Origin of the sequence: Cobetia sp. 10Alg 146, from assembly GCF_029846385.1 — a bacterium.
In the GTDB taxonomy this organism is placed as follows: Bacteria; Pseudomonadota; Gammaproteobacteria; order Pseudomonadales; family Halomonadaceae; genus Cobetia; species Cobetia marina.
Window position 1 is genome coordinate 403,233 of the sequence record NZ_JARWKT010000004.1, and the last position, 25,475, is coordinate 428,707.

General features: G+C 60.5%; 21 protein-coding genes and 1 CRISPR repeat array (1 of these 22 only partly in view). Of the genes, 6 read left to right on the plus strand and 15 right to left on the minus strand.

Features of this window, described 5'->3' with window-relative positions; all coding sequences use genetic code 11:
* Nucleotides 1-2,174: a CRISPR direct-repeat array (repeat unit 28 nt; unit sequence GGTTGAGCCCCGCGCCTGCGGGGATCGG) (it extends 1,882 nt beyond the left edge of the window).
* A gap of 105 nt (nt 2,175-2,279) precedes the next feature.
* From cas2e to cas3, 8 genes are read right to left on the minus strand one after another with little or no spacing between them, the layout of a single operon-like run.
* On the minus strand, nt 2,280-2,576 hold the full coding sequence (gene cas2e / locus QD172_RS09960) for a type I-E CRISPR-associated endoribonuclease Cas2e (RefSeq protein ID WP_279855680.1): 297 nt from the start codon (nt 2,574-2,576) through the stop codon (nt 2,280-2,282).
* Between the two features lies 1 nt (nt 2,577).
* Complete coding sequence (gene cas1e / locus QD172_RS09965) at nt 2,578-3,498, minus strand: type I-E CRISPR-associated endonuclease Cas1e (protein ID WP_279855681.1); 921 nt, start codon at nt 3,496-3,498, stop codon at nt 2,578-2,580.
* Nucleotides 3,499-3,535: 37 nt separating this feature from the next.
* Nucleotides 3,536-4,237: a type I-E CRISPR-associated protein Cas6/Cse3/CasE gene (gene cas6e / locus QD172_RS09970; protein WP_279855682.1), complete on the minus strand. Its 702-nt coding sequence runs from the start codon at nt 4,235-4,237 to the stop codon at nt 3,536-3,538.
* Nucleotides 4,237-4,989, minus strand: a complete 753-nt coding sequence (cas5e, locus tag QD172_RS09975) for a type I-E CRISPR-associated protein Cas5/CasD (RefSeq protein WP_279855683.1) — start codon at nt 4,987-4,989, stop codon at nt 4,237-4,239. Before cas5e ends, cas6e begins: the two co-directional genes overlap by 1 nt.
* Nucleotides 4,990-4,998: 9 nt before the next feature.
* The gene (gene cas7e, locus QD172_RS09980) at nt 4,999-6,072 is read right to left on the minus strand and encodes a type I-E CRISPR-associated protein Cas7/Cse4/CasC (protein WP_279855684.1); all 1,074 of its coding nucleotides are present in this window, start codon (nt 6,070-6,072) and stop codon (nt 4,999-5,001) included.
* Between the two features lie 40 nt (nt 6,073-6,112).
* Nucleotides 6,113-6,769 (minus strand): type I-E CRISPR-associated protein Cse2/CasB, encoded by a 657-nt coding sequence (gene casB, locus QD172_RS09985; RefSeq protein ID WP_279855685.1) that lies wholly within the window; start codon nt 6,767-6,769, stop codon nt 6,113-6,115.
* Nucleotides 6,766-8,451, minus strand: coding sequence for a type I-E CRISPR-associated protein Cse1/CasA (gene casA / locus QD172_RS09990; RefSeq protein WP_279855686.1), 1,686 nt, complete (start codon nt 8,449-8,451; stop codon nt 6,766-6,768). The genes casB and casA overlap by 4 nt, the downstream gene beginning before the upstream one ends.
* Entirely contained in the window at nt 8,448-11,156 is a 2,709-nt protein-coding gene (gene cas3 / locus QD172_RS09995) for a CRISPR-associated helicase Cas3' (protein WP_279855687.1), read from the minus strand. Before cas3 ends, casA begins: the two co-directional genes overlap by 4 nt.
* A gap of 662 nt (nt 11,157-11,818) precedes the next feature.
* Here cas3 and QD172_RS10000 point away from each other — a divergent pair.
* Nucleotides 11,819-12,172, plus strand: a complete 354-nt coding sequence (locus tag QD172_RS10000; protein WP_240499551.1) for a hypothetical protein — start codon at nt 11,819-11,821, stop codon at nt 12,170-12,172.
* Between the two features lie 104 nt (nt 12,173-12,276).
* Here QD172_RS10000 and QD172_RS10005 read toward each other — a convergent pair whose 3' ends face one another.
* The 6 genes from QD172_RS10005 to QD172_RS10030 form a co-directional block, all read right to left on the minus strand.
* Nucleotides 12,277-13,200, minus strand: a complete 924-nt coding sequence (locus QD172_RS10005) for a LysR substrate-binding domain-containing protein (RefSeq protein WP_254696598.1) — start codon at nt 13,198-13,200, stop codon at nt 12,277-12,279.
* A 207-nt stretch (nt 13,201-13,407) separates the two neighbouring features.
* Nucleotides 13,408-14,958 (minus strand): amino acid racemase, encoded by a 1,551-nt coding sequence (locus QD172_RS10010; RefSeq protein WP_279855688.1) that lies wholly within the window; start codon nt 14,956-14,958, stop codon nt 13,408-13,410.
* A gap of 136 nt (nt 14,959-15,094) precedes the next feature.
* On the minus strand, nt 15,095-16,417 hold the full coding sequence (locus QD172_RS10015) for a dicarboxylate/amino acid:cation symporter (RefSeq protein WP_279855689.1): 1,323 nt from the start codon (nt 16,415-16,417) through the stop codon (nt 15,095-15,097).
* 372 nt (nt 16,418-16,789) lie between these two features.
* Complete coding sequence (locus tag QD172_RS10020; RefSeq protein ID WP_279855691.1) at nt 16,790-17,779, minus strand: ABC transporter substrate-binding protein; 990 nt, start codon at nt 17,777-17,779, stop codon at nt 16,790-16,792.
* 293 nt (nt 17,780-18,072) lie between these two features.
* On the minus strand, nt 18,073-18,774 hold the full coding sequence (locus tag QD172_RS10025; RefSeq protein ID WP_077372850.1) for a pseudouridine synthase: 702 nt from the start codon (nt 18,772-18,774) through the stop codon (nt 18,073-18,075).
* Nucleotides 18,774-19,667 carry a nitrilase family protein gene (locus tag QD172_RS10030; protein ID WP_141391867.1) on the minus strand — a complete coding sequence of 298 codons (894 nt, stop codon included), beginning with the start codon at nt 19,665-19,667 and terminating at the stop codon, nt 18,774-18,776. Before QD172_RS10030 ends, QD172_RS10025 begins: the two co-directional genes overlap by 1 nt.
* A gap of 404 nt (nt 19,668-20,071) precedes the next feature.
* On the opposite strand from QD172_RS10030, the gene QD172_RS10035 reads away from it, so the two are divergent.
* From QD172_RS10035 to QD172_RS10045, 3 genes are read left to right on the plus strand one after another with little or no spacing between them, the layout of a single operon-like run.
* Nucleotides 20,072-20,425, plus strand: a complete 354-nt coding sequence (locus QD172_RS10035) for a DUF1904 family protein (RefSeq protein ID WP_169477152.1) — start codon at nt 20,072-20,074, stop codon at nt 20,423-20,425.
* Nucleotides 20,422-21,402 (plus strand): EamA family transporter RarD, encoded by a 981-nt coding sequence (gene rarD / locus QD172_RS10040; RefSeq protein ID WP_279855692.1) that lies wholly within the window; start codon nt 20,422-20,424, stop codon nt 21,400-21,402. Before QD172_RS10035 ends, rarD begins: the two co-directional genes overlap by 4 nt.
* Before the next feature lie 37 nt (nt 21,403-21,439).
* Complete coding sequence (locus tag QD172_RS10045) at nt 21,440-22,462, plus strand: YihY/virulence factor BrkB family protein (RefSeq protein WP_077372841.1); 1,023 nt, start codon at nt 21,440-21,442, stop codon at nt 22,460-22,462.
* Nucleotides 22,463-22,633: 171 nt separating this feature from the next.
* Here QD172_RS10045 and QD172_RS10050 read toward each other — a convergent pair whose 3' ends face one another.
* The gene (locus tag QD172_RS10050) at nt 22,634-23,065 is read right to left on the minus strand and encodes an OsmC family protein (RefSeq protein ID WP_077372838.1); all 432 of its coding nucleotides are present in this window, start codon (nt 23,063-23,065) and stop codon (nt 22,634-22,636) included.
* Nucleotides 23,066-23,383: 318 nt separating this feature from the next.
* On the opposite strand from QD172_RS10050, the gene QD172_RS10055 reads away from it, so the two are divergent.
* Both QD172_RS10055 and QD172_RS10060 read left to right on the plus strand, forming a co-directional pair.
* Nucleotides 23,384-23,824, plus strand: a complete 441-nt coding sequence (locus QD172_RS10055; protein WP_279855693.1) for a hypothetical protein — start codon at nt 23,384-23,386, stop codon at nt 23,822-23,824.
* A gap of 431 nt (nt 23,825-24,255) precedes the next feature.
* Complete coding sequence (locus QD172_RS10060) at nt 24,256-25,419, plus strand: NADH:flavin oxidoreductase (RefSeq protein ID WP_077372832.1); 1,164 nt, start codon at nt 24,256-24,258, stop codon at nt 25,417-25,419.
* Nucleotides 25,420-25,475: the final 56 nt, after the last annotated feature.

The window sequence follows — 25,475 nt, forward strand, 5'->3', positions numbered from 1 at the left end:
GTGGCAGACCGGTTGAGCCCCGCGCCTGCGGGGATCGGGACTGCATGGCGTTGTAGCTGTCTTTCGCGCCCGGTTGAGCCCCGCGCCTGCGGGGATCGGCCGTCCGATAAAGCTGGGCGCGCGCGCCATCGCGGTTGAGCCCCGCGCCTGCGGGGATCGGACATGGATGATCTCTCAAGCCGCTTCGACCTGCGGTTGAGCCCCGCGCCTGCGGGGATCGGGACCGTGCACTCTTCATCCGTGCCGAGGATCACGGTTGAGCCCCGCGCCTGCGGGGATCGGCTCGTTAGAGGAGGTCTGGTTGAGTGGCGGGACGGTTGAGCCCCGCGCCTGCGGGGATCGGCCTGCAGTGACACGCTGTAGGCCATCGCATCACGGTTGAGCCCCGCGCCTGCGGGGATCGGGCGTCCGTGAGGCGCAGCTCTTTCTGGCGCAGCGGTTGAGCCCCGCGCCTGCGGGGATCGGGCACGAATTCCAATTACCGAGAGCCATGCAGAAGGTTGAGCCCCGCGCCTGCGGGGATCGGGCGGGCGGCCGTGCCCACCGCTTTCACCGCGGCGGTTGAGCCCCGCGCCTGCGGGGATCGGAGGACGTGGTATGTGGTGCCGGACAGCGGTCCCGGTTGAGCCCCGCGCCTGCGGGGATCGGCTGGCGATAGATAGCGCGGGGAATATAAAAAACGGTTGAGCCCCGCGCCTGCGGGGATCGGCCCGGCCACCACGGCGGCATTCAGGTCGCTGGCGGTTGAGCCCCGCGCCTGCGGGGATCGGCTGTTCCGCATGCTCGTGACCTGCTTAATCATCGGTTGAGCCCCGCGCCTGCGGGGATCGGATCGAGCCACTTGGCCGCGATAGGCCGGCACCACGGTTGAGCCCCGCGCCTGCGGGGATCGGCATCCTATCGGTCCACCCGAGCAGGAACAGGGCGGTTGAGCCCCGCGCCTGCGGGGATCGGACAAGGGCACCCAGCAGGATCTCGCCGGCCAGCGGTTGAGCCCCGCGCCTGCGGGGATCGGCGCTGCATTGGTGCCTGCATCCTCTCGCCGGGCGGTTGAGCCCCGCGCCTGCGGGGATCGGGCCAGCTGCGTTTACCTGACCTAGACGTGATACGGTTGAGCCCCGCGCCTGCGGGGATCGGCTACCTTCGCCGCCCCAATCACGGTTCAGGATCGGTTGAGCCCCGCGCCTGCGGGGATCGGTCGATTGGGTCAGACGAGAAGCTCCTGGACTACGGTTGAGCCCCGCGCCTGCGGGGATCGGTCGCGAGTATCCTTGGGATTAAATGCTTCATCCGGTTGAGCCCCGCGCCTGCGGGGATCGGGGATTATCCCCAGGCAACACACGTACATATGGCGGTTGAGCCCCGCGCCTGCGGGGATCGGTTAATTCTCAATGTTTTCCATTCTCCCGTAGACGGTTGAGCCCCGCGCCTGCGGGGATCGGTGACCGTGACTAATAGCGCCGTGTGACGCAGTCGGTTGAGCCCCGCGCCTGCGGGGATCGGCGACGGCTCCGGCACTCCGGGGTCTCCTCGTCCGGTTGAGCCCCGCGCCTGCGGGGATCGGTGCAACTGGCGTCTGACGACGGATGGCGCGAGCGGTTGAGCCCCGCGCCTGCGGGGATCGGGGCGGTATGAACCAGCTCCGGTACCTGATCATCGGTTGAGCCCCGCGCCTGCGGGGATCGGTCCCTCTCGCAGCGCCTCGATTCGGGCTCGCGCGGTTGAGCCCCGCGCCTGCGGGGATCGGCTCTCAACATCGAATTCATAGGTTCCATCTTCCGGTTGAGCCCCGCGCCTGCGGGGATCGGTCCGCGATATCCTTCAGCTTCCCAAGCTCATCCGGTTGAGCCCCGCGCCTGCGGGGATCGGTGGCCGTCCATCGTGTACAAGCTGATGTTGTACGGTTGAGCCCCGCGCCTGCGGGGATCGGTCCTCCGTCATGACCTTCAGGCCCCAGGCGACCGGTTGAGCCCCGCGCCTGCGGGGATCGGGCCTTTCCATTGGCAGCACTCCGGTTCGCTAGCGGTTGAGCCCCGCGCCTGCGGGGATCGGTGCGCCGGGGCAGGATGCGTAACAGTCCCATGCGGTTGAGCCCCGCGCCTGCGGGGATCGGTCAGGTGCCATTATTGGTGTCTGGTGTGTCGCCGGTTGAGCCCCGCGCCTGCGGGGATCGGACTAATCATAAGTAATTGTTTAATAGAAGAAAAATCGCCACCGGAAAATCCACCAGCAATTTTACTCATTTCTTGAGCAATACGATTTTGAAAAGTCGAATAAAATCAATCAGTTGGATTCATCGGATAAAAGCGTACCAAGCGCAAACCGTCATGATCGATGGGTTCGCGCCGATTGCCACCATAGGTCTGAAATTCATAACCTGATTCATGATTACTGGACCAGGCTATAGCGACGTTGCCATCTTCAGCCAACGCATCAACTTGCTCCCAGATCATTTCGCGGATGCGTTGACTCACATCACCGATATAGACACCAGCACGAATCTCCAGCAGCCAAATCGCTAGCCTACCGCGTAGACGCGGTGGTACGGCTTCAGTCACCACTACCAGCATGGCCATGTCACTTACTCCTGTGCCCCTGATCACCCACAGAGACTGGTTCCGGAATGGCTGGCAACATGGCTTCCGGGGCTGGTGATGGTGGTTCAATATCGCCTGCCGCCAAAACATCTTCGATCATAGGAATCAACCTCTGCAAGATGCGACTTTTCTTAAAGGCATCACGGCATGCGATGCGCACCTCTCGCTCAGGGGTCGCGGGTTGATGTGCGGCTATACGAAAGGCCGCAGGAACGACGGTCTCGAATTTGACGATATCAGCAATGTCGTAAACAAAGCTTTGGGGCTTACCGGTATGTAGAAAACCGATGGAGGGTGCATAGCCTGCGGCAAGAATCGCGGCTTCAGTGATGCCATACAAACAAGCAGTGGCGGCAGATAGACATTGATTGGCCACGTCTGATGATTTCCATTGCATCGGGTCATATCGCCGCCCATGCCACTTCACGCCATACTGTTTGGCCAGCATTTGATAAGTCTTGCGAACCCGAGCACCTTCCATGCCACGCAACTGCTCAATACTGCGTCTCGAGGGAGGGGGCTCGCCAAAACGTAGTTCAAACATCTTGCGGACGACTTTCAAACGCAATGAGTCATCCAATGCGAGTTTTGCCTGATAAAGCAACTTATCGGAACGTGCACCTCCAGGCTGACCTGCGCTGTAGAGGCGCGCACCAGCCTCACCCACCCAAATCAGAAGAGTCCCCACAGTCGCCGCTAATTTTATAGCGGCGTGCGACACTCGCGTCCCAGGTTCAAGCAGCAAGCAGGTCACTGAGCCGACAGGAATATGCATGCGCTCGCCGTTCACTTCATCAATGACGACGAAAGCCCCATCCCGAACGTCGACCTGCCCCATGCCAACAAAAATCATCGACATGCGATCTTTCACAGGAATTGGCTTGAGTGGAATAAAACTCATCGCGGCCTCCTTGGCGTCGATCCTTCAGGTCAATGGATTAGGGACGACGCACCAGCGGTAGTCCGCAGCCAAAAGCCTTGGCGCGCCCCAGCCCTTGAGAAATAGTCTCGATCAGCCTCCCCGGATCGGTAACCTCCAGCAGCCCTTCGTAATCAACACTGGAAAAACGAATGGCATCACGGCGGCCAGGCTTTTGAATAACATGTTGGCGATAGCTACTCACTTCCGGGTCCATCACCAAGCGAAAACCACCATTGTCAGCACGGATTTTGAGCCAGTCACGAGCCGCTTGGTCCATCGCCTGTACACATGACTCACTCGTGCGCTGTTCAGGCGGAAACAGCTTCTTGGCTGCCATCAATACATCGCTGCGTAGCGAGTGTTTGGCGCCTTCCACACGCCGGGCAACTGTGGGATTGGCGCGCAGCCGAAAGGCCAGTTGATCACCTACCGACAGATTCGGCTCGAAAGACTTGCAGTGCACATCCAACAGTCCTTGAGACGCTGCTGGCTGACGATCGGAAAGTACATAGAATAACGGTAATCCCTTAGGCGCCTTATTCTGTGCGATATCGCTTTCTTCCATTTCCTGACGAAAAAGGAAAGGACGAACGCCCTCATGTTCAGGGAAAAGTTGCCAGAGCAATTGATGAGCGGCATAAGCTCCGCCGCCCAATATATCGAACAAGCTTTCTCGGGAAAGACCATTGAGGTCGACCCGTACACGTGAGAGATACATCAGTGCTGCTCCTTGGCATCGGTGTCGCGCACGAAGCGCCGATATTCGACGCGTGGTCCAAACTGCCAACGGTCCCGGCTCAAAGGTTGATCCCAGACATCATTGCACTCCACGCGGTGATCATCACCGTCGAGACACTTGGCGCTACCCTCCCAGTAGTACATCACTTCATCCGGCAGCTGCAGAAGATGCTTCTCACCAGGAAGGATGTGCTCGAAGTCGCTATCGAGGGCAGCCCGCAATGTCTCGGCAGGCACCCTACGAGCTGCGACAGGAGCGGCCAAAGGGCATGACTTGCGCCCCAGAAAGAGCGGAAAATATGGACGCTCTAGCGCCTTTTCCATAACCTCAAGCGATATCGTCGCCGATGCTGTAGCCGATATCGCGACGGTCCAAAGGCCATCACAGCGATAATCTCGACTGGACAGAATCGTGTTAATGGCTTTGCCTGGTGCGCTGAGCTCATCGCGCCGAGTGCGATAGGTCACCTTGGCTTGAGCCGAGGGCACTTGTGCGGTGTGATAATCCCTCAGCAAGAAGCCGGGCGAGCGCTGCTTGACGGCAACGCAAACGCTTTCGCCAAGTGCCTGCTGGCCTGCATTGTCATCGCGGCGGATACCCAATGCGGCACCGAGCAATCCGATGATAGCGCCGCGCCCGGGATGTGTAGCGGTGAGTCGCGTTCCGCCCGCGGTAGCCCTCCCCCAACTGGCGAGCGGTGCATAAAGCCGAAAAACCAGATACTCCGTCATATCAGCTCCTTAATGAGCAACATGCAGAAACTCGATCAGCGATGCGAGGCTGCCGGTATGCACCTCGCCATCCAGATCGGGGGTGGAATAATCCGGCTCGGCGGATACTACGAAGCGCCGCTTGGCCCCCGGGCCGTAAGCGGTATCAAAAGCCTTGGCCTGTCGCTCCAGGCGAGCGATGGCTTCCAGTGACTGATCCTGCCCAACAATCGGACGCAGAAACGCAGCAGAAAGGGAGCGCGGCTGCTGATCGCCCTGCTCAGCGAGAACGTAACTGGCATGAGCACGAGAGCCAAAACTATTCTGCTTGCCCTTGGGTGAGGTAAGCACGGCGGACTCTACTAACGCCGCGATGGCACGCTCAGCCAGCTCGCTGTTGCCCTGAAGGTTGTCGACCAGCTGCCGACGATCGATACAGATATAGGTGTAGAACAGGCCCGCACCGAAGCCGGCTTCGCCCACATGCGCGGCGCCGCGATGCTCGTCGCCAGTATTGAGATCGTCCACGGCAGTGAAATAATCGTCTTCCACTTCCGCAGCATGCACGGTGATCGCGTGTGCAACCTGACAGGCTGCTTCGACGTTATAGGCGGGGACCGCTGCCAGCATGCGACCAAAAAGAGCAATGTCAGCGGCGGCCGGCTTGTGACGCAAAAGATCGAGATCGGCTTTGTCGGGTGCACGGTTCTCAGCTGCCAGTGTCTCGATCAGAGCATCCACCGCGGCTTGCTCCTCGGGCCCAATATGCACCAACTGGCTCGTCGCCAACTCATTCTTGGCGACATCACCGAATACTTTGGCAATCTCAGTTGCCCAAGCTTTGGCGTCTTTCTCCTTGACACCTTTTTCGAGCAAGCTGACATGGGCTTCAATACCCACTCGCTTGGTACGCTGTCCACGGTGTTGGCCAAGCGCTTCTTCGAATAACGCCGAGGTACGCCAGGTGCGCTTGAGGCTTTGTGACGACACTCTCAGGCGTTTGGCGCCGCCCATGATGGCGGTCTTGGGCCGGCCCAGGTCATCACGATTAAGGTTGGCAGGCGGATAGGAGGTCAGAAGGTGAAGCTGAATGAAATGGCTCATGGTCAAAATCCTTTTCGTCATGTCGGCAATGGAAAATCGGTCAAGCGCGATCGCGCTGGTACTGCGCCAATGCTTCGAAGTAATCGCTGGCCCACACGAACCCCAGCCGTTTCGTGGGCTGAGTCGCCGGCTGGCCACGGTACTCACGCCACCAGAGGGCGATGTTGTCCGCCAGATGCACCACGCTGATATCGCACTTGTCGATCAGCGCCAGCGCACGGCGCAGCCGCTGTACCAGCTCTTGTGGAGAATGGCAGTCCATCAATTGCTGAAAACGCAGCTCGCCCATGCGAGGCTTTCCGGTGCCATTCTTTTCTTGCCCCAGACGACTACCCAGCGAAACGCTGGGCGTTTCACTCCGCACCTCCGCGAGCACTAGCGCAATGCAGATCCACAGCTGCAAGCGCTCATCACGATAATGGGATGACTGCTCAGGCAGCTGCTGCCACAGTTGACGGAAGCCATCGCTTAGCATGGCAGCTTCGACTGTTTCACAACGCCGAAGCCGTGCGCGCATCCCTTTCGGCCAAGGTGGTGCCTTGGTGTAGGTAGCCAAGTTTTGCGGGGGTAATGTCAAACGCTGCCACCAGAGCCGCACCTTGAAGCCTTCATCGGGTGACAGCGCCAACAACCGCTCCGGGACCATTTTCTCCCGCGACGGCTTTTCGGCCACCTCATGCATCTCCATCTGGATCATGGCACTGCCTCCTCGGTTGGTGCGTTTCCTTGAGCTTCTGTCAAAGTAAAGCCGCCATCTTTGGCGAACTGGGAAACGATCTTGCTGCCCTTACTGTTACTGCGACCACTCAGCCATGACAGAAGCTGACGGCGTGCCCGCGTCACCCGTTTCATGTCCAGCTCAGAGAATGGGCCGTTCAGGGCCTGAGCTTCGAATAGTGTCAGTGCTTCTTTACGCAGTGCGTGATACCAAGCCCGAGCTACCTGAGATGGCATATGAGGCCCTTCGCCCTGCTGAAGTGCCAGCTGCATATCTCGCAAAGCACGAAAGAACGCCGCTTGGGTGGCTTCATAGAACTGACTATCGACGGATGTCAGGTCCCCCTTGGCATCGGCATGCCGCGAGAACCAGGCATTCTTGACCTGCTTACGCGTCGTCTCGGCCGTCTGGCGCGCAAGCTCAATGAACGTCTGCACCCAAGTGCGTAATCGCGCCTGTTGCTCTGCCGGCACCACGACCAGTGGCAGTTCCTCACTGCACCAGCCCCGTAGTTTTGCTTGATCCATGTCGTAGCCGAAAATCCATAGCCGGGGCTTCAACAACGCATCGATGTCCTCACCGGCACGCAGCTCCTGCGCAACGAAATCCACTTTATGACTGAAATAGTCATGCATCACGCCCGCTGGCAGGGCACCGCTACCTTCCTCATCGCTGAGTACAAGGTTCGACCAGTGCCTATAGCCCAATCCGTCGGCCCGACCTTTAGTGGAAAGCGGTAGCTCATTGGGCTTTTGGGGGTTGCGACGGTATGGCGTCAGAGGATGCTGCCAGGGGCCATCATATTTGGCTCCATAACTCTTGGTGCGGATCTCACTCACCCGTTGCAACACCTTGCGACCACAAAGGTCACAGCAGCCTTCATCATCGCCAACCTCCAGCCTGATGCGCCTTGGCATAGCCCAGTATGCATACATGGGATGCATCTGTTCCGGCAGAACTTCATTGCCGTTCTTGCCGCTGGCACGGGTGGCCCCTACCCAAGGGAAAAGAGTGTCATCATCGGGACATCGATCGCGAATAGGGGCTTTAGCGGAAAACGCTTCAATAGGCATCACATTCAGCCACAACCGTTGCCAAAGACTGGCGCCCGCTTGGTCAGGCACAATCAGTGTGGTCAATGGGCCACCGCCCCTCAGCCCAACGCGAGTGCCACGTCCATCAAATGGACCATTAACCTGCATGGTGAACAGCGCCAATGCCGCACAATCCTCACAGATCGCCACGACACGGCCTCGTTTGACGAAATGATCTTTATTCTTCTCAAGGCCGTTTACACTCGGAGAATCGATCAACAGCTTTGCAACCGACACTGGTTTGGCATCCGCGAGCGGATCGAGATCTTGCATGAAACGCGGACCATCACCTTGAAACTCGAAGGCCTGCGCGAAAGGCACGAATGCCTCGTCCAGCGCCTCGCCGCCAGGAGGCTCGATACTGCGATCCACCCACTCACCGTAATCCTGCGGCGGGTACACCGTCTGCAACAGACCGATCAGGAACTGGTAGGCTGCGCCTTGGAAGTCCGCCCGTGGCAAGGCCAGATCAACAATATTCGGATCGGAAATAGCCGAGGGGGAGCGATAGGCAATACTTCCCCCCCGAGTACGAAAGGGCAGCCAAGGATCTTTCAGCAGATTCATACATCCCCTCCAACAAGGTGTTTTGAATATGTGGCCGACGTTGAGCCAAACTCTAAGCCACGACTTGGCCCATACACATTCTCGGCATCCATTTCTGCCAGCCAAGGCTGTACGAAGCGCAGCGCTTTATAACGGTCCTGCAGGGCCTCCCATTGAGTCGTGTAGCGAGGCGGCAGGCTGGCCAGTTTGTCAGCTTGGCTCAGGCGCAACTTGATCTGGCTCAGCATGTCGGTATGCCGCTCACTGCCTGCCAGTAGCCTCAAAGTGCCATCGCTGTTAAATATCAGTAACGCGACATTGAGGGTCGGCTCATCGACCAATCGGGTTCCAATCTCTTGCTCCTCCTGCCACTGATGACGGCTCCCTACATAGCCATCCTTCAGTGCCAGGGCGTTGAAATTCGCCATCGAGCCGGCCACGTTCTGCATGCCGCGCTGCTCCCAGCGTGCCCCCTGCAGTCCGTCGGGGACATGACCGGCGACGTCGCCATAGACGCTTTCGATCAGGGTTCTGGCTTTTTCAGGCATACGAATTTCGCCCTGCTCACGCAGGACTCGTTGGGTGAGCCATAGCAGGGAGGCGTCGCGATAGACAAAATGAGTCCCCTCCAAGGTGCGTTTCAGCCAGTGCTCATCGGGAGTTTCTGACCACTCGGGTGCAAGTATCTTGAGGACAGGCGGGCATCGGACTCCGCGAACGTGACGCTGCAGGCGACCAGCGCGTTGAATCAGCAAATCGATCGGGGCCAGATCACTGATCATCAAATCGACATCACAGTCGAGGGATTCCTGAAAGACCTGCGTACTGATCAACACTTGACCACGACGCACATTGTCTGTGGAGGTCTTGCCCAGCCGCGCGATGACATCAGACTCGATACGCTGGCGGTCACACATGGCAAAACGGCTGTGGAACAATAGGCAGCGCTCCGGCGCCGGGTGGCGCTCACTAACAGCCTCAAAGGCGCGAATGGCGTCATTGACGGTATTGCGCACCCAGGCAACACACTTACCAGCCTCAACGGCTGACATGATTGCCTCGATGGCCTGATCTTCCTCGGTGAGCCAATCAACACCGACGGCACGAGACACTTCAGCCCTTGCCGTCAAGGCAACTTCGCAAAGGGGAGCTTCCGATACCTGCGTCAGCAGTGGGAAGTCATGCATCATCAGCGGCTGAGGGTCGAGACCGAGTCCTATCCGCCAAGCCATACACAAATCATTGCGCATGGCCTGAGGTAACGTGGCCGTCAGGAGAATGGCGCTACCTCCCTGCTGGGCGTGATAACTCAATAGCTTGCCGAGCAGCGTCTGCATATAGTGATCGTAGGCATGGACTTCATCGATGATCAGTACTTTGCGGGCCAATCCATACAGGCGCAGCGACTGATGACGAAACGGCAGCAACCCCATCAGTACTTGGTCGATGGTGCCTACCCCGACATCGGCCAATAGGGCCTTCTTGCGCGAATCAGCGAGCCAGCGGTTGCACTGAGCCGTCGCTGTGGCCTCGCTCTCCTCATAATTGCGATCACCCGGCTGCGGCTGGTCGATGGCCAGAGCAAACTCTTCATTCAACTTGCTGGCACCGTGCGCCAGCACGAAAGATGGGCAGGAACCCGCGCGATAGAAACGGCGGTGGAGAGCACCGAGACGAGAATACATGGCATTGGAGGTCGCCATGGTGGGTAAAGCAAAGTAGAGCCCTTCGCCATGTCCGGCTGCCAGTAGTCGCTGGGTCAGAATACAGGCAGTTTCGGTCTTTCCTGCCCCGGTGATATCTTCGAGAATAAATAGTTGTGGCCCCGGAGATAGCCTCAATGTCTCGGCCTCATGCTGTAATGGGGTCGGCGTAACCGACTGCCCATCAAACCAGGAAGACAGGCCTGCATATGGCAACGGCTTGAGTACTTGCTCAAACCCGGTATCGCGTAGTACTTGCTGAGCTCGCGGCTGAGCATAGTCCCTCCAATAGTCCACAAGCGGCATCTCACTGACGCAATAACGGAAATACGCCTGATTCGATCCCAACCAATCACTGAGCGTCACCCAACCGGCGATGGTCCAGCTCAGCGATTGAAAAGTCTGAAGCCACTCAGCCGAGAACAATTTTTCAACAGGCCACTCGACATCGACAAGACGCGCCCAGTCGGCAACGAATTCTTGCGCCACGACAACATCGTCAGCACAGTCATCGGAACCGAAGAAACGCGAAAGTTCTAGCGATGTGCCCGCTACCGGCTGACCGTGATGGCCAAACATGGGGGACAACAAGACAGGAAGCGTCTCTGTCAATCGGCGCCGCCGCTGGCGCTCCGGCATCCCGCCGGGCCACCTGAGCGTGCCGGCCTCCAACCAGTTCATCCAACGCTCTTGCCACAGAAGAGCCCCTAGCCGGTCGTGGCGCTCACTATAGGTGAATCGAGGCAAAGCAGGCACCAGCCCACTACCCTGTGACTGGGCAAGCCCCTGAAAAGTCCGCGAAAACTTACCTAAATCATGAAGCCCTAAAAGGAAGACAGAAAAACGTTGCAACGCTGAGGGCGCCATTTGTAATTGAACAGCCATACGTTGCGTCAGAGCCCGCTCAGGCGACAGAAGGTGCCAGCCTACAGCTGCTACATCGAGGCTATGGTACGGCAGGAGGTGATAGGGAACGCCTTTGTCTTCTGACTTGGCTTTCCCCCAATAACGGTAGTAACTCATTAACGAACTCCATTTCGTTTGAGGTCACTTTATTTACAGACCCTAATGAGACTTTCAAATAAATTCCACTATAAAATGATCTACATGGCTGCCGCACGGCGCTGCAGTAGTGCAAGCTCCGTTTAGAAACCGTAGGCCCCAACGCTATGCTGAGTTAGTTAACAACCGAAAAATTGAATATTTAAGTTTCGTGAAATCTAATAATAGCTTAATCAATGCGCTTGCGAGTATAGAACGTCAGTCCAATGCGACTCGCTGCGTCGCTTGAACGGTACGCTGTCTCAATATCCAGTGCTTGACCTTCAATGGATTTTGCCGGCGGCCTTGTTCCAAACAGAAAATTTCCGCGCCGTGCGTAAACTCTTACATACATTGTCCGACTGAACTGATACCGAGCTTCAGGAAATTCATACACCTACGTAAGACATTGCCAACAAATCCTGAAAATCCACTTTTCCCAACCCCACGGGAAATTTCCGCCCAGGCACGGAAAATTCCGCTTTTTCTAACCCACGATATCACTAACCCACTGATTTAAAGAGAAACTGGTGATAAGGGAGGCTCTGCCTCGCGCTCACATTCAGGGATATAAAAAACTAATGTTGCACTGCAGCATCAACAGGCGTAAGACTGTCATGAGGTTCCTTTACGTGGAGAGCACAATGACTCAACAACCTGCCTGGTCTGAGTTGGTCCCGACGACACCTGCTGCGATGTTCGATGTCTGGAAGCTGGGGACGACATCGGTGGAGATGTGGTCGACGGCGATGTCGACCATCATGTCGCGCACGCAGTTGTGGGGGACGCAGTCGCCGCTGGATCCGAAGATGATCGCGGAGAACCAGAAGATGGTGTCGGAGAAGATCGCCGCCAGCTGGGAGATGTGGTTCGTGATGCAGAAGGCGTGGATGAACGCGATGTCGGGTGGCAAGGTCGTGCCGTGGTGGACGACGGGTACGCAGTTCATCAAGCCGCTGCACAAGCGCACGACGGCCAATTCACGGCGCCTGTCGTGAGTCTGCGATACCCTTGCGCGAGCCTGGCGAGATGATGGATGAGAGCGAAGACCAGTGGCGGTGGGCGGGAGACGCTCACCGCCACTGACGTTATGGGCGAGAGGTCACCCTTGAGTGGCGGAGGTGGCTGTGCGGCTGGCTTGCGTGTCCAGACAGGCTTGCCAGATACGCTCCGCGACCTGTTGTTCGTGCTCGGCATGCCGAAACAGGCAGATATCCAGAGGAGCGGTATGGCGTTCATCCCCGACGATGCGCAGGCGACTGGCGTTGAGTTCATCCCGTACGGCGCGCTCCGGTACCCAGGCGATGCCGCTACCGGCCAGGGCCCCGCGCTTGAGCACGTCTGACATCGAGCATTCATAGCAGAAGTTGAGGCGTGCCGAGAGGGATTCCCGATTGAGGATCAGCGCGGTGAGTCGCCCGAGATAGCTGTCACTGGAGTAGCAGAGGTACGGTTGCGGAGTGTCGCTTTCCAGCGAGAACAACGCCTGCCCTGCCTCATCCACTGCACTCACCGGCACCAGACGCTCGGACTCCAGCACGATGGAGGGATAGCGCACCATGTCGGTGAGCGTCGGCAGCAGTGGGCTGTTGTAGGCGAGCATCAGATCACAGTTGCCGCTGATCAGCGCATCGACACAGCCGGCGACGTGGTCCGGCACGATACGCGCCTTGAGCTTGCCCAGTCGGGTCTGGAGTTGTTCATGCCAGTCGACGAAGAAGCTGACCGCCAGCGTGTGGGAGGCGGAAATCGACACCACCTCTTCGATCTTGGGCACGAAGCCCAGTGCTTCTTCCCGCCCGACCCGCAATACCGAGAGCGCATCCTGCGCCGTCCGCTGGAAGGACTCGCCGGCCGGTGTCAGCCCTACCGGAAACAGGCTGCGATCGATCAGGGTCGCGCCCACCCAGTATTCCAGATTGCGTATCCGGCGGCTGAAGGCCGGCTGAGTCACGTTGCGCAACTCAGCCGCGCGCGAGAAATTGCGCGTGACGGCCAGCGTGAGGAAGTCTTCCAGCCAGTTCATTTCCACAGCGATTTCCTGGAGTGAGGCATGTAGCGCCGCAGTATAGCGTGGCTGGTCTTCCTGTCCTCTTGCATGCCCTCATTCCTTCCTTCCTTCCTTCCTTCCTTCCGCGTAGTCAGTGCTATCTGTTTCCCTCGCTGTTTTCACAGCGCCACATTCTCCACCTCGACGTCTTTAGCACGAGGTCATCGGCACGAGGTCATCGGGCTATTGCGCCAGGGCGATGCAGCGGCGTGCCAGTATCTCCGAGGGGTCCAGCAAGGCCACGCGCTCACGCAGCGCGGTCGGCAGTTCGATCAGCGGCAGCTCCGTACAGCCCAGAATGACCACCTCTGCCCCCTGTGCTAGCAGATGCTCGATGGCGGCTTCCAGCATCAGACTGCATTCGCCTGAGGTGTGACCCGCCTTGACGCCCTGCTGTCCGTAGATGGCGTCCATCACGCAAGCCTGATGGGAGGCGTCCGGCACCAGCGTCTCACGCCCCGAGGCCTCGAGGATGTCGTGGTAGACCCGACTGGCCACGGTGCCACTGGTCGCGAGCAGGCCGACACGCGATACGGGCGTCTCCCGCGCGGCGATATCCTCCACCACCGCATCGAGCATGTTGACGATGGGGATGTTGATATAGGGCTGGATACGCGCCACGAAGGCATGCGCGGTATTGCAGGGAATCGCGATGGCATTGGCACCATCCGCTTCCAGTCGCTGACAGGTGGCGAGCATCGGGATGCTCGGGTCTTCCCCGTTGCCAATCAGATTGGCGGTACGATCGGGAATCTGCGGATTCTGCTCCACCACCATCTTGAGGTGATCCTGATCGCGCTCGGCGCGTGTCAGTCCCACCACCTTGCGCATGAAGTCCACCGTCGCGGCGGGCCCGACCCCGCCTAGCACGCCCAGCTTGAACTGCCGCCCTTCCTGCTCGCGATCATGTCCCAGCGCGTACTCGGCGTAGATTCGATTGGAATCCAGCAACGGCACCGGAATCAGAGGCTGCAGCGAGGCCATCATCACCGGGATCTCGCTCAGGCCCGGCACGATGATCTCCGCACCCTGACGAATGAGATCATCGCAGGCTTCCATCAGCTGCTGCAGACATTCACCGCCATGATGGCCGCTCTTGATGCCGGTCGGGCCATAGATGGCCTCCATCAACGCCTCACGCTGCACGCGCGCCTCCGGGTAGAGCACCTCGAGCTCCGCGCCGGGCTCGGCACCTTCCGGCCGGGACATGGGCTCGGATACGGGCCCGGACAGACGACGCGTGAAGATGCCAGAGGCGCGAACGTAGCTTGAGGTCAGCACACCGATCTTGCGAACGTCAGGGTACTCGCGGCGAATGCGGTCCTGCAGTGCCTCGAAGATATCCACCACGTTCACGCTGATTTCCGGGGTGATCTCGGCCAGGAAGGTATGCGAGAGAAAGCATGGCACCAGCGCATTCTCGACCTTGCCCTGCATGTCCTTGAGCACGTTGTAGACATAGAACTTGCGGCGCAGCGGGTCATAGCCCTCTTCCGCGATGCCGGGGCCATCCTCGAAGTGACGTTGTTCGAAGGCGATGTCCACTCGGCGCGGGGGCTTGCAGTACTGGGCCGCTCGCACGGTCTTGAGCAATACATCCGCGCTGCCCAGCGCTCCGAGCCCGCCGACCACACCGTAGCGGGTGACGGTGTCCGGCGCGTTGCGGGGCCCGCCAGCAGCGAGTCCAGCAGCAGAAAGCCGATTGACAGAAAGCCGTGTGGCAGACGCTTCCATGGCGCGATTCTCCTGACCATCTTTGACATGCCTGTCGGCCTGAGGGCGACAGATTCCTGGGGAAGGACGACCGGCAGCGCCTCCTGGCTGCCGGTCAGTGGGAAGTGAAGGCCACTTCCCTCCATCAGCGCGACGCTCAGCTCAAGGTCGAGCGCATCACGTGCGGGGTGTTGAAGACCTCTTCATCGAGTGCCTTCTCGCTCTTGGCGACCAGACAGCTCACGGCGCAGTCGCCGGCCACGTTCAGCCCGGTACGTGCCATGTCGAGCACACGGTCGATCCCGGCGATGATGGCGACCCCTTCCAGCGGCAAGCCGACGGAGGTCAGCACCAGCGACAGCATGATCAGCCCCGCCCCCGGCACGCCCGCCGTGCCGATGGAGCCCAGAGTGGCGGTCATGATGATGGTGACGTACTCGGTCATGCCCAGATCGACACCGTAGGCCTGGGCGATGAACAGCGCGCAGACACCCTGATACAGCGCGGTGCCATCCATGTTGATGGTCGCGCCCAGCGGCAGCACGAAGCTCGAGACGCTGCGCTTGACGCCCAGGTTCTGCTCGGCGGCCATCATGGTCACCGGCAGGGTGCCGGAGCTTGAGGTGCTGGTGAAGGCGAGCATGATCGGCTCGACACTGCCCTGGAAATACCGCACGGGATTGAGGTGCGCGACGAAGCGCAGCAGGCCGCCATACACCACCACGGCGTGCACGATGCAGCCCAGATAGACGATGGCGATCACCTTGGCCAGCGGCGCGAGCATCGCCAGCCCGTAGGTCCCGGCGACCCAGGCCATCAGCGCGAAGACACCGTAGGGCGTGAAGGCGATGACGATGCTGGTCATTCGATAGATGATTTCCGCGGCGGACTCGAAGAACACGCGCACCGGACGCGCCTTCTCCCCGACCAGCGTGATGGAGAGGCCGAACAGGATCGCGAAGACGATGATCTGCAGCACATTGCCCTCGGCGAAGGCCTCGACGGCATTGGTCGGCACCAGGCCAAGCAATGTCTCGACGGCGGTCGGCGCTTCCCGCACCTCGACACCGGCGGCGCTGCCCAGGTCGATACCCACGCCCGGCTGGAAGAGAGCCGCCAGCCCCAGGCCGATGGTGATCGCCACCGCCGTCATGCCCAGATACAGCCCCAGTGTCTTGAGACTCAGTCGCCCCAGGCGGGAAAGGTTGTCGAGCGATGCCACGCCGGTGACCAGCGAGACGAAGACCAGCGGCACGATCAGCATCTTGATCGCGCGGATGAACAGATCCCCCAGCGGCTTGATGTCGGCGGCGATATCGGCACGTCCGGTCTGGTTGAGCAGGATGCCCAGCCCAAGGCCCAGCACCAGTGCAATGAAGATCTGTTTCCAGAGCGGCAAGCCTGTCCACGGGGACAGCAAGCGCGCGATAGGACCAGAGGTGCGCGAATCGCGCTCGGCGAACGAATCAGTATCAGCCATGAGGTAAACCCTGCTTGTCATTGTTGTTTGCTGCGCGTTGAGGCGACGCAGAATGCGGGGCCATGGTGATACAGCGCGAACAGGTCCGACCAATTCTTTATTTTGATTTTCCATGCAAGATTTGCATGACGATGCCGCGATGGGGCTCGACGGGCAGTGAGAAGGTGCCAGAAACGCGAGAACCCCGCTCCAGGAGCGGGGTTCTGATCAGACATTGCCGGCGACAACAGCCACGCAGACTGTGTCATCCAGTATCGCCACGCAGGCTGTGTCATCCAATATCGCCGAGTTTCAAGACCGAGTTTCAAGACCGAGTTTCAAGACCGAGTGTTCAGCCGTGCAGACGGAAGTGACAGGTTCGGGATCGACACGTCAGGCGTCCGGCAGGCCAAGCGCCTTCTGCACGGCAGGCCAGGCGGGTTCGCCATCTCGAGTGGTCACGCCTTCCAGCCAGCCCTTTACCTTGGCGGGATTGGCCTTCATCCAGGTGCCAGCCACCTCTTCCTGCGGGCGCTCTTCCTTGCCAAAGCCATAGATCAGCTCGCTCTGCTCCTCGGAGGTGAAGGCGATCTGGTCCAGGAAGACGGAGGCGTTGGGGTGCGCTTCGGACCATTTCTTGTTGGCCAATGTCTTCACATCACTGGCGCCGCCACCCGGGCCCCACAGGTCCTTGGGGTCCTCCAGGAAGACCATGTCGTATTCGACCCCCATCCAGTGCGGGGTCCAGCCGACGAACATGACCCACTCATCGCGCTTGATGGCATTGGCCACCGTCCCCAGCATGCCGGCGGTGGAGGATTCCTTGAGGTCCCAGTCACCCAGGCCGTAGATGTCTTCGTCGACGGCACGGTTGGCGATCTCGCTGGAGCCCGAGCCGATCTCGATGGAGTAGATGGTCTTGTCGAACTTGTCGGCGAATTCCGGCTTGTCGACATCGTTCAGTGAGGTGACGCCGGCTTCGGCCACATAACGCGGTACGGCGAAATTGGCTCGCGCGCCGTTCACGTTGTTGCCCAGATCGACCATGGCGCCTTTTTCCATCGCCGCGTTGTACATGGTGCTCTGCCCCGGGAGCCAGGCGGCCAGGTAGACATCCACTTCCCCGAGCGAGATGCCCTCATAGGTGATCTGCGCGCCCAGCTGACGCGTGGTGGGGGAATAGCCCAGCGCCTCGAAGATCTCGGAGGCGATTTCGGTCTTCATGGTCACGCCCGGCCACGGCGGCGCCGCGAATACCACACTGGCCTCTTCCGCGGCGCTTGCCGGTGCCGAGAGGGTCGCCAGCAGTAGGCCACTGCCCGCCAGCGCCATGCGCAGCGGCAGGGGTTTCATCAGGTGGGACTTGGTGAAGGGGGACGACATAGTGGATTTTCCTCGTTGTTGTTATGGAGACGCCATTGTCATGAAAATACTGGAAACAAGCGTTTGATTGAAGACGATCTCAGTATAAATTTCACTTCTGCAAAACGCACTTCCCGCAAAGAAATCACAATACGAGCAGACAACGCTTACCTTAAGCGCGATCGTTGGATCGATACAAGGTTCAGCGGCCAACGACGCACATGAAAAAGCCCCCGCCATTGAGGAAAAATGACGGGAGCTTTTCATGACGATATGGCGCTGATGATCAGAAGCTAACAATCAGACGCTGACAATCAGAAGCTGGCGATCTCTTCCGGACGCAGGAAGCGACATTCGCCAGGTTCCAGCTCCGGGTCCAGCTCCACGTCGCCGATGGCTTCACGGTGCAGGGCTTCGACATGATTGCCGATGGCCGCGAACATGCGCTTGACCTGGTGATAGCGGCCTTCGGTGATCCACAGCAGACCCACGGTGGCCGTTTCCATCTCCAGGCGTGCCGGACGCGTCGGCTTCTCTTCGCCATCCAGCATCAGGCCGTGTTCGAAATCTTCCACCGCACGCGCCAGCTCATCCCCTTCCAGCGGGCGCGCCAGGGTCACGCGATAACGCTTGGCACAGGCTTTCTTGGGTGAGGTGACGCGGTGGTTCCACTGGCCGTCATCCGTCATCAACACCAGACCGGTGGTGTCGACATCGAGACGCCCGACGATGCTCAGGCGCTCGACATTGGGCAGCTCGATCAGGTCGTGCGCGCGCTCGTACAGGCCCGGCTTGGTGGTGCATTCGACATTGGCCGGCTTGTGGAGCATCAGATAGCGCAGGCCCATCAGTTCCAGGTGCTCGCCGTTCCATTCGACGCGCATGCCATCCTTGACGGCACGCGCGGTGTTCTTGACTACCTCACCATCCACGGTGACATCGCCGCGATGCACGACCTTCTTGGCATCGCTGCGGCTGAGATCCGTGGTTTCGGTAAGGAATTTGTCCAGGCGCATCAGGCCTCCAGAGTGAAATGATCGGCGTCCATCCACGCCGGAAACTTGGTTCGAAACTCGTCGAGGGCGCCGCGTTCAAGCGTCACCGTCTCGATGAAGGGCTGGTCTGGCGCGGGGTCGAGGATGGGCTCGCCCTTGAAATCGCAGACCATGGAATCGCCGGTATAGTGCAGCCCGTTGGCATCGTCACCCACTCGGTTGACGCCCACCACATAGGCCAGATTCTCGATGGCGCGTGCCTGCAGCAGGGTGCGCCACGGGTGACGCCGCACGCCCGGCCAATTGGCCACGCACAGCAGCAGGTCATATTCGAAGGCGCTGCCGGTGGCACACTCCGCCGCGCTCATGCCGCCAATCACGGGGCGTTGACGCAGCCAGGTCGGGAAGCGCAGGTCATAGCAGACGGACAGCTGGATCCGGAAGCCGTTGAGCTCGACGATCACCCGCTCATTGCCCATGCCATAACGCTCATGCTCGCCTGCCATGCGAAACAGATGGCGCTTGTCGTAATGTCTCAGCTCACCACTCGGCGTGGCCCACAGCATGCGGTTGTAGCACTCGTCTCCCTCGAGTACCGCAATGCTGCCCGTCATCACGCAACCTCGCGCGACAGCCTGCGCCTTGAGCCAGGCGACACTCTCGCTGGTCTCCATCGGCTCGGCCATCTCACGGGAATTCATGGTGAAGCCGGTGGCGAACATCTCGGGCAGCACGATGAGGTCGGTCAGGGCATTGTGGCCGTCAGGGCCGGTCGTCAGGCCAGCGGCGTCCAGCTGCTCGCCCAGCAGGCGACAGTTCTCTGCCGGGTCTTCCCAGCGCAGATCGGCCTGCACCAGGCTGACACGCAACTTGCCTGCGTCTTCCCACGTTGCTGATGGATTCGTCACTGTCATGCCGTCTCCCTGATCCTCGGTCATCTTGCCCTCATGCCGCCCTCCCGGGACACGCCTTGCGGGTGATGGAGGGTGTGAGGCCTGCATGCCATCGCGAGCATGAATGCGCCCATTCTACCGTCTGTGGCGCTCAGATGTGAGAGGCAATGCGGGAACTGGCCCACAACTCCGCGCGGCTCAGCCAGCGGATGTGTGCATGAGTCGCCGATGATATATTGACCATCGACATGCTGCCGCGGCCTGAAGGCGCGACGCAGGCCATCGCTTCCCCTTATGCTGATGTTGCGCGGGGCTTGATGCCGGCTCCGTCAGCGCCGGCTGATGAAGCTCGGCGCATGGACCTCGGTCCGCTTGTCGCCCACGCGCGCTGTCACCCCCACTCATTCGTGCTCCAGGAGCCCTGCATGCCTCAGCTTCGCTTCCATGGCGTTACCCCCGCCCGTCTCGCCCCCGTCTCGCGCACGCTTGTCGACCAGCTCAGTGAGGCCACGGCGACGCCGCGCGATGAGTTCACGCTGGAGTGCATCAGCACGCAATATGTCTTCGACGGCCAGACGGTGGATGCCTTTCCCTTCGTCGAGGTGCTGTGGTTCGAACGCGGCCAGCAGGTCCGTGACGTCTGTGGCGAGGCCATCCACCAGGCAATGCGCGAAGCCGGCTACCCCGAGGCCGAGACCTTCTTCCTCGCGCTGAGCCCCTCGGGCTACTACATCGCGGGCAAGCCACTGGCTCAGGATGGCGAGAGTGACTCGCGATGAGCCAGGCGCAGAGCACGCCAGAAAGTGATGAAGCGGCAGCCCTGGCCCGTCGCGAAGGCCTCAAGGGGGCCGGCTACGGCCTGACGGCCTATGCCATGTGGGGCTGCTTTCCGCTGTACTTCGCGCTGTTTTCCGGCATCCCCGCCTGGGAGGTGTTGCTGCACCGCATCCTGTGGAGCTGCGTGTTTCTCATCCTCCTGATCAGCCTGCTGAAGCGCTGGTCACCGATTCGCAGCGCATTGTCCAGGCCACGGCAACTATGGCCGGGGCTGGCGTGCGCCTTGTTGATCGCGGCCAACTGGGGGATCTACATCTTCGCGGTGGAGCAGCATGAAGTGCTGCAGGCAAGCCTCGGCTACTTCCTGACGCCATTGGTCAACGTGGCACTGGGCATGCTGGTGCTCAAGGAGCGCCTGACTCGCCTGCAGGGCGTGGCGCTGGGGCTGGCGGCGCTGGGCCTGAGCCTGCAGTTTCTCAATCTCTCCGAGCTGCCCTGGATCACACTCTCGCTGGCGCTGTCCTTCGGCACCTACGGGCTGCTGCGCAAGCGTGTCGCGCTGGATGGCCTGTCGGGGCTGTTCGTCGAGACGCTGATGCTGGCGCCCCTCGCCCTGCTGTTGATCGCGGGTCTGTGGCAGGCAGGCGAGTCACGCTTTCTGGCCACGGGCATCGGCCCGCTGGAGCTGCCCGCCAGCGTGCTGCTGATGTCCAGCGGTATCCTGACGGCGCTTCCGCTGCTGGCCTTTGCCGGCGCGGCACGCCGCCTGCGCCTCGCCACCGTCGGCTTTCTGATGTACATCAATCCGAGCATGCAGTTCGCCATCGCGTTGCTGGTATTCCACGAGACCTTGCAGCCCTCGATGCTGCTCACCTTCGTGTTGATCTGGTCAGGGCTGGCGCTCTATTCGACCTCGACCCTGCTGGCACATCGCGCCGAAAGCCGCAGCCGACGGGCACTCAAGGGCGGCACCTCGTGACGCCTTGCCAGTCCACCGACTCTCCAGGAGGCCATTGATGCCGGACACGGCTGACGATACCTGGCGCGCGCGACTGCTGCGCTTTCTCCCCCGCCTGATCGCTTTCGCCTGGCGGGTGCTGGGCCAGTTCATCGCCAATCGTGGCGTGCTGCTGGCGGGGGGTGTGGGCTACAACATCCTGCTCTCCAGCGTGCCGTTGTTCGCCCTGAGCTGCGTATTGCTGACGCATCTGGTCGATGAGTCACGTCTGATGAGCATCATCGCCATCCAGGTCCAGCATCTGGGACCCGGGCAGGAAGACGTGCTGCTGGATGCCGTGCGCAAGTTGCTGGACAACCGTGACGTGATCAGCTGGATCGGGATGGGGGGCTTGCTGTTCTTCGCCGGGCTGGCCTTTCGCATGCTGGAGGATGCCATCGCGCTGATCTTTCATCAGCACCCGGTGATTCGCAAACGCAGTGCCTGGATCTCGGCCCTGCTGCCCTATGCCTTCGTGATGGTACTGGGGGCCGGCCTGCTGGCACTGACCCTGCTGGTGGCACTGGCCTCGGCGATGAATGATGCCCTGACCCTGCTGACCGGTATCGAGGTGACCCTCGGCGAGGCGGGCAGTGAAGTGATCTACCTGATCAGCATCGTCGGCATGTTCGGGCTGTTCAGCGCCATCTACAAGATCCTGCCCCAGACACGCGTCTCCACTCGCCGTGCACTGGTCGGCGGGCTGGTCGCGGCGACCCTGTGGGAGCTGACACGTCTGGCGCTGAGCTGGTACTTCACTCACCTGTCCTTCGTGGGTGCCATCTATGGCTCGCTGGCCACCTTGATCGTGTTGCTGCTGGGCCTGGAGGTTGGCGCCATCATCCTGCTGCTTGGCGCTCAGGTGATCGCGGAACTCGAGCAATGCTCACGCGAGAACATCCGCTGGTACCGCACGCCCAGCCGTACCCCTCTGACGCGTCTGCAATCCCGCCGCAACGCCATGCAACATGCCGGGGCGATCAGCGAAGAGGAACTGCCACCCGATGAGCCAGATGATGCGAAAAGGCCCGACGAACGCTGACCGGAATGGAAGCGGATGGAGATAGGGCTAGAGAGAAATGGAAAGAGAGATACCACGCAAAAAACCGCCCCTCAGGGCGGTTTTTTCATTGGCGCACCCCCCTGCTGAGGTGATGCGCCTTCACGCCATAGCTGCCTCACCCGAAAGAGCCGAGGGCAGCTGGCGAGCGTCTCAGCTGTCGAGAGACGCCTCAAGGGTGATCTCGGCAGTGAACAGCTTGGAGATCGGGCAGCCGGCCTTGGCCTTCTCGGCGGTCGCCTGGAAGTCCGCGTCACTGATGCCCGGCACCTTGGCCTTGGTCACCAGCGCGATCCTGGTGACGCTGAAACCGCTGTCATCCTTGTCCAGATGCACGGTCGCGCGAGTATCGATGGCGCTCGGCTCATGGCCTGCCTCTCCCAGCATCATCGACAGCGCCATGGAGAAGCAGCTGGCATGCGCTGCGCCGATCAGCTCTTCAGGATTGGTACCCGCGCCGTCTTCGAAGCGCGTATTGAAACCATAGGGCTGATCCTTGAGGGCACCGCTTTCACTGCTGACGGTACCTTTACCCTGCTTGACGCTACCTTCCCAATGCGCGGAACCGGTTTTCTTGATCGTCATGCGTGTCTCCTTGACTGGGTGAACTCTCAGGGGGCCGTTGCCCTCTCCCCATCACATTGTCATGCCAGGCGACGACTTCAAGGGTCCGACACCAGATAACCGCCCTGACCACCGGATACGCCAGCCACCTCACCTGCCAGCGATGCAGGAACGTCAGCGAGAGTTGATTTCTCGTCATCTGCCCCGATCTCTCTTCCATCAGCGTCCAGTACAGCGCAACGGCTGGATGTCTCTTGCACAACGAGCAAGCGCTCATTGACATGCTCACGGAATGGCCTGGCCCATGCTCCACGCCGTTTCCCCAAAGGAGCACTCGACATGTCATTCACGACCCCTTCGCCCTTCCGAGCAGGCACTTCACGCAAGACGCGCTACGGTGTCGGCATCGCTACCGTGATGCTGGGCTGCCTGAGCCTGTCCCCGGCCTATGCCTTCGACGAGATGAATACCGAGACAGGAGTCAGTGGCGCCGCTGCCTCCCAGCACTCCTCGAACGGCGAGCCGACCACCAGCCACTCCACGCGTACCGCTGATGATTCCCGCGACAATGGGGCGAACTACCAGCAGCACCAGCAGCCCGAGGCCAGCCAGCAATCCAAGGATGAGGCCAAGCGTCAGGTACAGAAAAGCCTCGACGGCGGAGATATCGGAAGCCAGGGGGGACGACATGCCAATACTGGCCAGGCCAAGCCGACCGAGAACTGGTTCGGCTGCCCACCTTCCGGCGGCAAGCAGACTGCCCAATGTGACGGCAAGTGATCGCCCGGACTGAGCCCTCGCGCTAGACACGATTCCCGCGGATGAAACAGGCCCCGCAACCCTTGGTTGCGGGGCCTGTTTCGTTGCATGCACATGCGTGGGTGAAGGGCATGTGCATGGAAAGCAGTACACCGTTGCCACAATATGCAGCAACCGTGAAGTGATTACGAAAATCCCTTGATATTCAGGCAATTACGCAATCAAGTTGTCGAAACGACAACACTCTCCTTCCAGTGATCCCGCTTGTGACACCCCACCTCGGCAGGCACGATATATCGCATACAGATGATCCGTCGATCATCCCTCAAGGCCACTGCACGGCGTCTGCATGACGCCAGCACTGCATCGATTTCCGTCTTGTTCAGTACGCAGTCAGTGCAGGTCCCACGACCGGATACGACAGCGGAGTCATCTCCGCAGGAGAGTTACGCATGACAGACACCAAGACACTGTTCACCGCCCACACGCTTGGCGAGCTTGAGCTTCGCAATCGCCTGGTGCTCGCGCCGATGACCCGTACCAGCGCCCAGGAGGATGGCCTGGTCCACTTCGACATGGTCGATTACTACCGCGATTTCGCGCGCGGCGATTTCTCGTTGTTGGTCACCGAGGGCCTGTACACCGATGAGGCCTTCAGCCAGGGCTACGCCAATCAGCCGGGACTGGCCACTCAGGCCCAGCAGGACAGCTGGCGCCCGGTGGTCGAGGCCGTGCATCAACAAGGCGGCCGACTCATCGCCCAGTTGATGCATGCCGGCGCCCAGACTCAGCACAACCGCTTCAAGGATGAGGTGGTCGCGCCCTCAGAGAGCCGGGCCAGTGGCGAGATGCTCAGCTTCTACGGCGGCTCCGGCCCCTTCCCGCTGGCTCGCGAGATCAGCGAATCGGAGATTCACGAGGCCATCGCCGGCTTTGCCACCAGTGCTCGCCTGGCCAGGGAAGCTGGCTTTGACGGGGTCGAGCTGCACGGTGCCAACGGCTACCTGATCCACCAGTTCATCAGTGAGCGCTTCAATCAGCGCGACGATGCCTGGGGCGGCGATGCCACTGCCCGGCTGGCCTTCCCGCTCGCGGTGATCCGCAGTGTGCGTGAGGCCGTCGGCGACGACTTCCCACTCGGCATGCGGCTGTCGCAGGGCACCGTGACCGAGCCGGACCTCAGCTGGGCCGGTGGACCTGACGCGGCTCGTGCGCGCTTCTCGCATCTGATCGAGGCTGGCCTGGACTTCCTGCACCTGACGGGTGGCGATGTCGCCGCACCCGCCTTCCCCGAGGCAGCGAATGCTGACGAGCGCTCGCTGAGCCTGACGGCGCTTGCCGACCAATCGCGCAAGGCACTGGAGTCAGACATCACGCTGATCACCAATGGCGGCGTGGACAGCCCCGAGAAGGCAGTGGCGGCGCTTGAGCACGCCGACCTGGTCGCGATCGGGCGTTCGGCACTGGCCAATCACGACTGGCCCAAGCGCGTGAAACGCGACACCTGCCTGACGCCCTTCGACTTCGCGATGCTGTCTCCATTGGCCACCCTGGCCAACGAGGAAGACTGGCGCATCGCCAACGACAAGCCGGCCAACTGCGAAGGCCGCTGCTGATGTCGGCAGACTGAAGCAGGACGCAGCGGGCCCCGCCACTCAGTGGCGGGGCCCGC

Excerpts from the sequence above, each read along its gene's own strand:
- cas7e (WP_279855684.1), bottom strand. The coding sequence starts at position 6,072 with ATGAGCCATTTCATTCAGCTTCACCTTCTGACCTCCTATCCGCCTGCC.
- rarD (WP_279855692.1), top strand. The coding sequence starts at position 20,422 with ATGAGCCAGGCGCAGAGCACGCCAGAAAGTGATGAAGCGGCAGCCCTG.
- casA (WP_279855686.1), bottom strand. The coding sequence starts at position 8,451 with ATGAATCTGCTGAAAGATCCTTGGCTGCCCTTTCGTACTCGGGGGGGA.
- QD172_RS10055 (WP_279855693.1), top strand. The coding sequence starts at position 23,384 with ATGTCATTCACGACCCCTTCGCCCTTCCGAGCAGGCACTTCACGCAAG.
- QD172_RS10000 (WP_240499551.1), top strand. The coding sequence starts at position 11,819 with ATGACTCAACAACCTGCCTGGTCTGAGTTGGTCCCGACGACACCTGCT.
- QD172_RS10025 (WP_077372850.1), bottom strand. The coding sequence starts at position 18,774 with ATGCGCCTGGACAAATTCCTTACCGAAACCACGGATCTCAGCCGCAGC.
- cas6e (WP_279855682.1), bottom strand. The coding sequence starts at position 4,237 with ATGTATCTCTCACGTGTACGGGTCGACCTCAATGGTCTTTCCCGAGAA.
- cas1e (WP_279855681.1), bottom strand. The coding sequence starts at position 3,498 with ATGAGTTTTATTCCACTCAAGCCAATTCCTGTGAAAGATCGCATGTCG.
- QD172_RS10035 (WP_169477152.1), top strand. The coding sequence starts at position 20,072 with ATGCCTCAGCTTCGCTTCCATGGCGTTACCCCCGCCCGTCTCGCCCCC.
- QD172_RS10060 (WP_077372832.1), top strand. The coding sequence starts at position 24,256 with ATGACAGACACCAAGACACTGTTCACCGCCCACACGCTTGGCGAGCTT.
- QD172_RS10030 (WP_141391867.1), bottom strand. The coding sequence starts at position 19,667 with ATGACAGTGACGAATCCATCAGCAACGTGGGAAGACGCAGGCAAGTTG.
- QD172_RS10020 (WP_279855691.1), bottom strand. The coding sequence starts at position 17,779 with ATGTCGTCCCCCTTCACCAAGTCCCACCTGATGAAACCCCTGCCGCTG.
- QD172_RS10010 (WP_279855688.1), bottom strand. The coding sequence starts at position 14,958 with ATGGAAGCGTCTGCCACACGGCTTTCTGTCAATCGGCTTTCTGCTGCT.
- QD172_RS10050 (WP_077372838.1), bottom strand. The coding sequence starts at position 23,065 with ATGACGATCAAGAAAACCGGTTCCGCGCATTGGGAAGGTAGCGTCAAG.
- cas3 (WP_279855687.1), bottom strand. The coding sequence starts at position 11,156 with ATGAGTTACTACCGTTATTGGGGGAAAGCCAAGTCAGAAGACAAAGGC.
- cas2e (WP_279855680.1), bottom strand. The coding sequence starts at position 2,576 with ATGGCCATGCTGGTAGTGGTGACTGAAGCCGTACCACCGCGTCTACGC.
- cas5e (WP_279855683.1), bottom strand. The coding sequence starts at position 4,989 with ATGACGGAGTATCTGGTTTTTCGGCTTTATGCACCGCTCGCCAGTTGG.
- casB (WP_279855685.1), bottom strand. The coding sequence starts at position 6,769 with ATGATCCAGATGGAGATGCATGAGGTGGCCGAAAAGCCGTCGCGGGAG.
- QD172_RS10045 (WP_077372841.1), top strand. The coding sequence starts at position 21,440 with ATGCCGGACACGGCTGACGATACCTGGCGCGCGCGACTGCTGCGCTTT.
- QD172_RS10005 (WP_254696598.1), bottom strand. The coding sequence starts at position 13,200 with ATGAACTGGCTGGAAGACTTCCTCACGCTGGCCGTCACGCGCAATTTC.
- QD172_RS10015 (WP_279855689.1), bottom strand. The coding sequence starts at position 16,417 with ATGGCTGATACTGATTCGTTCGCCGAGCGCGATTCGCGCACCTCTGGT.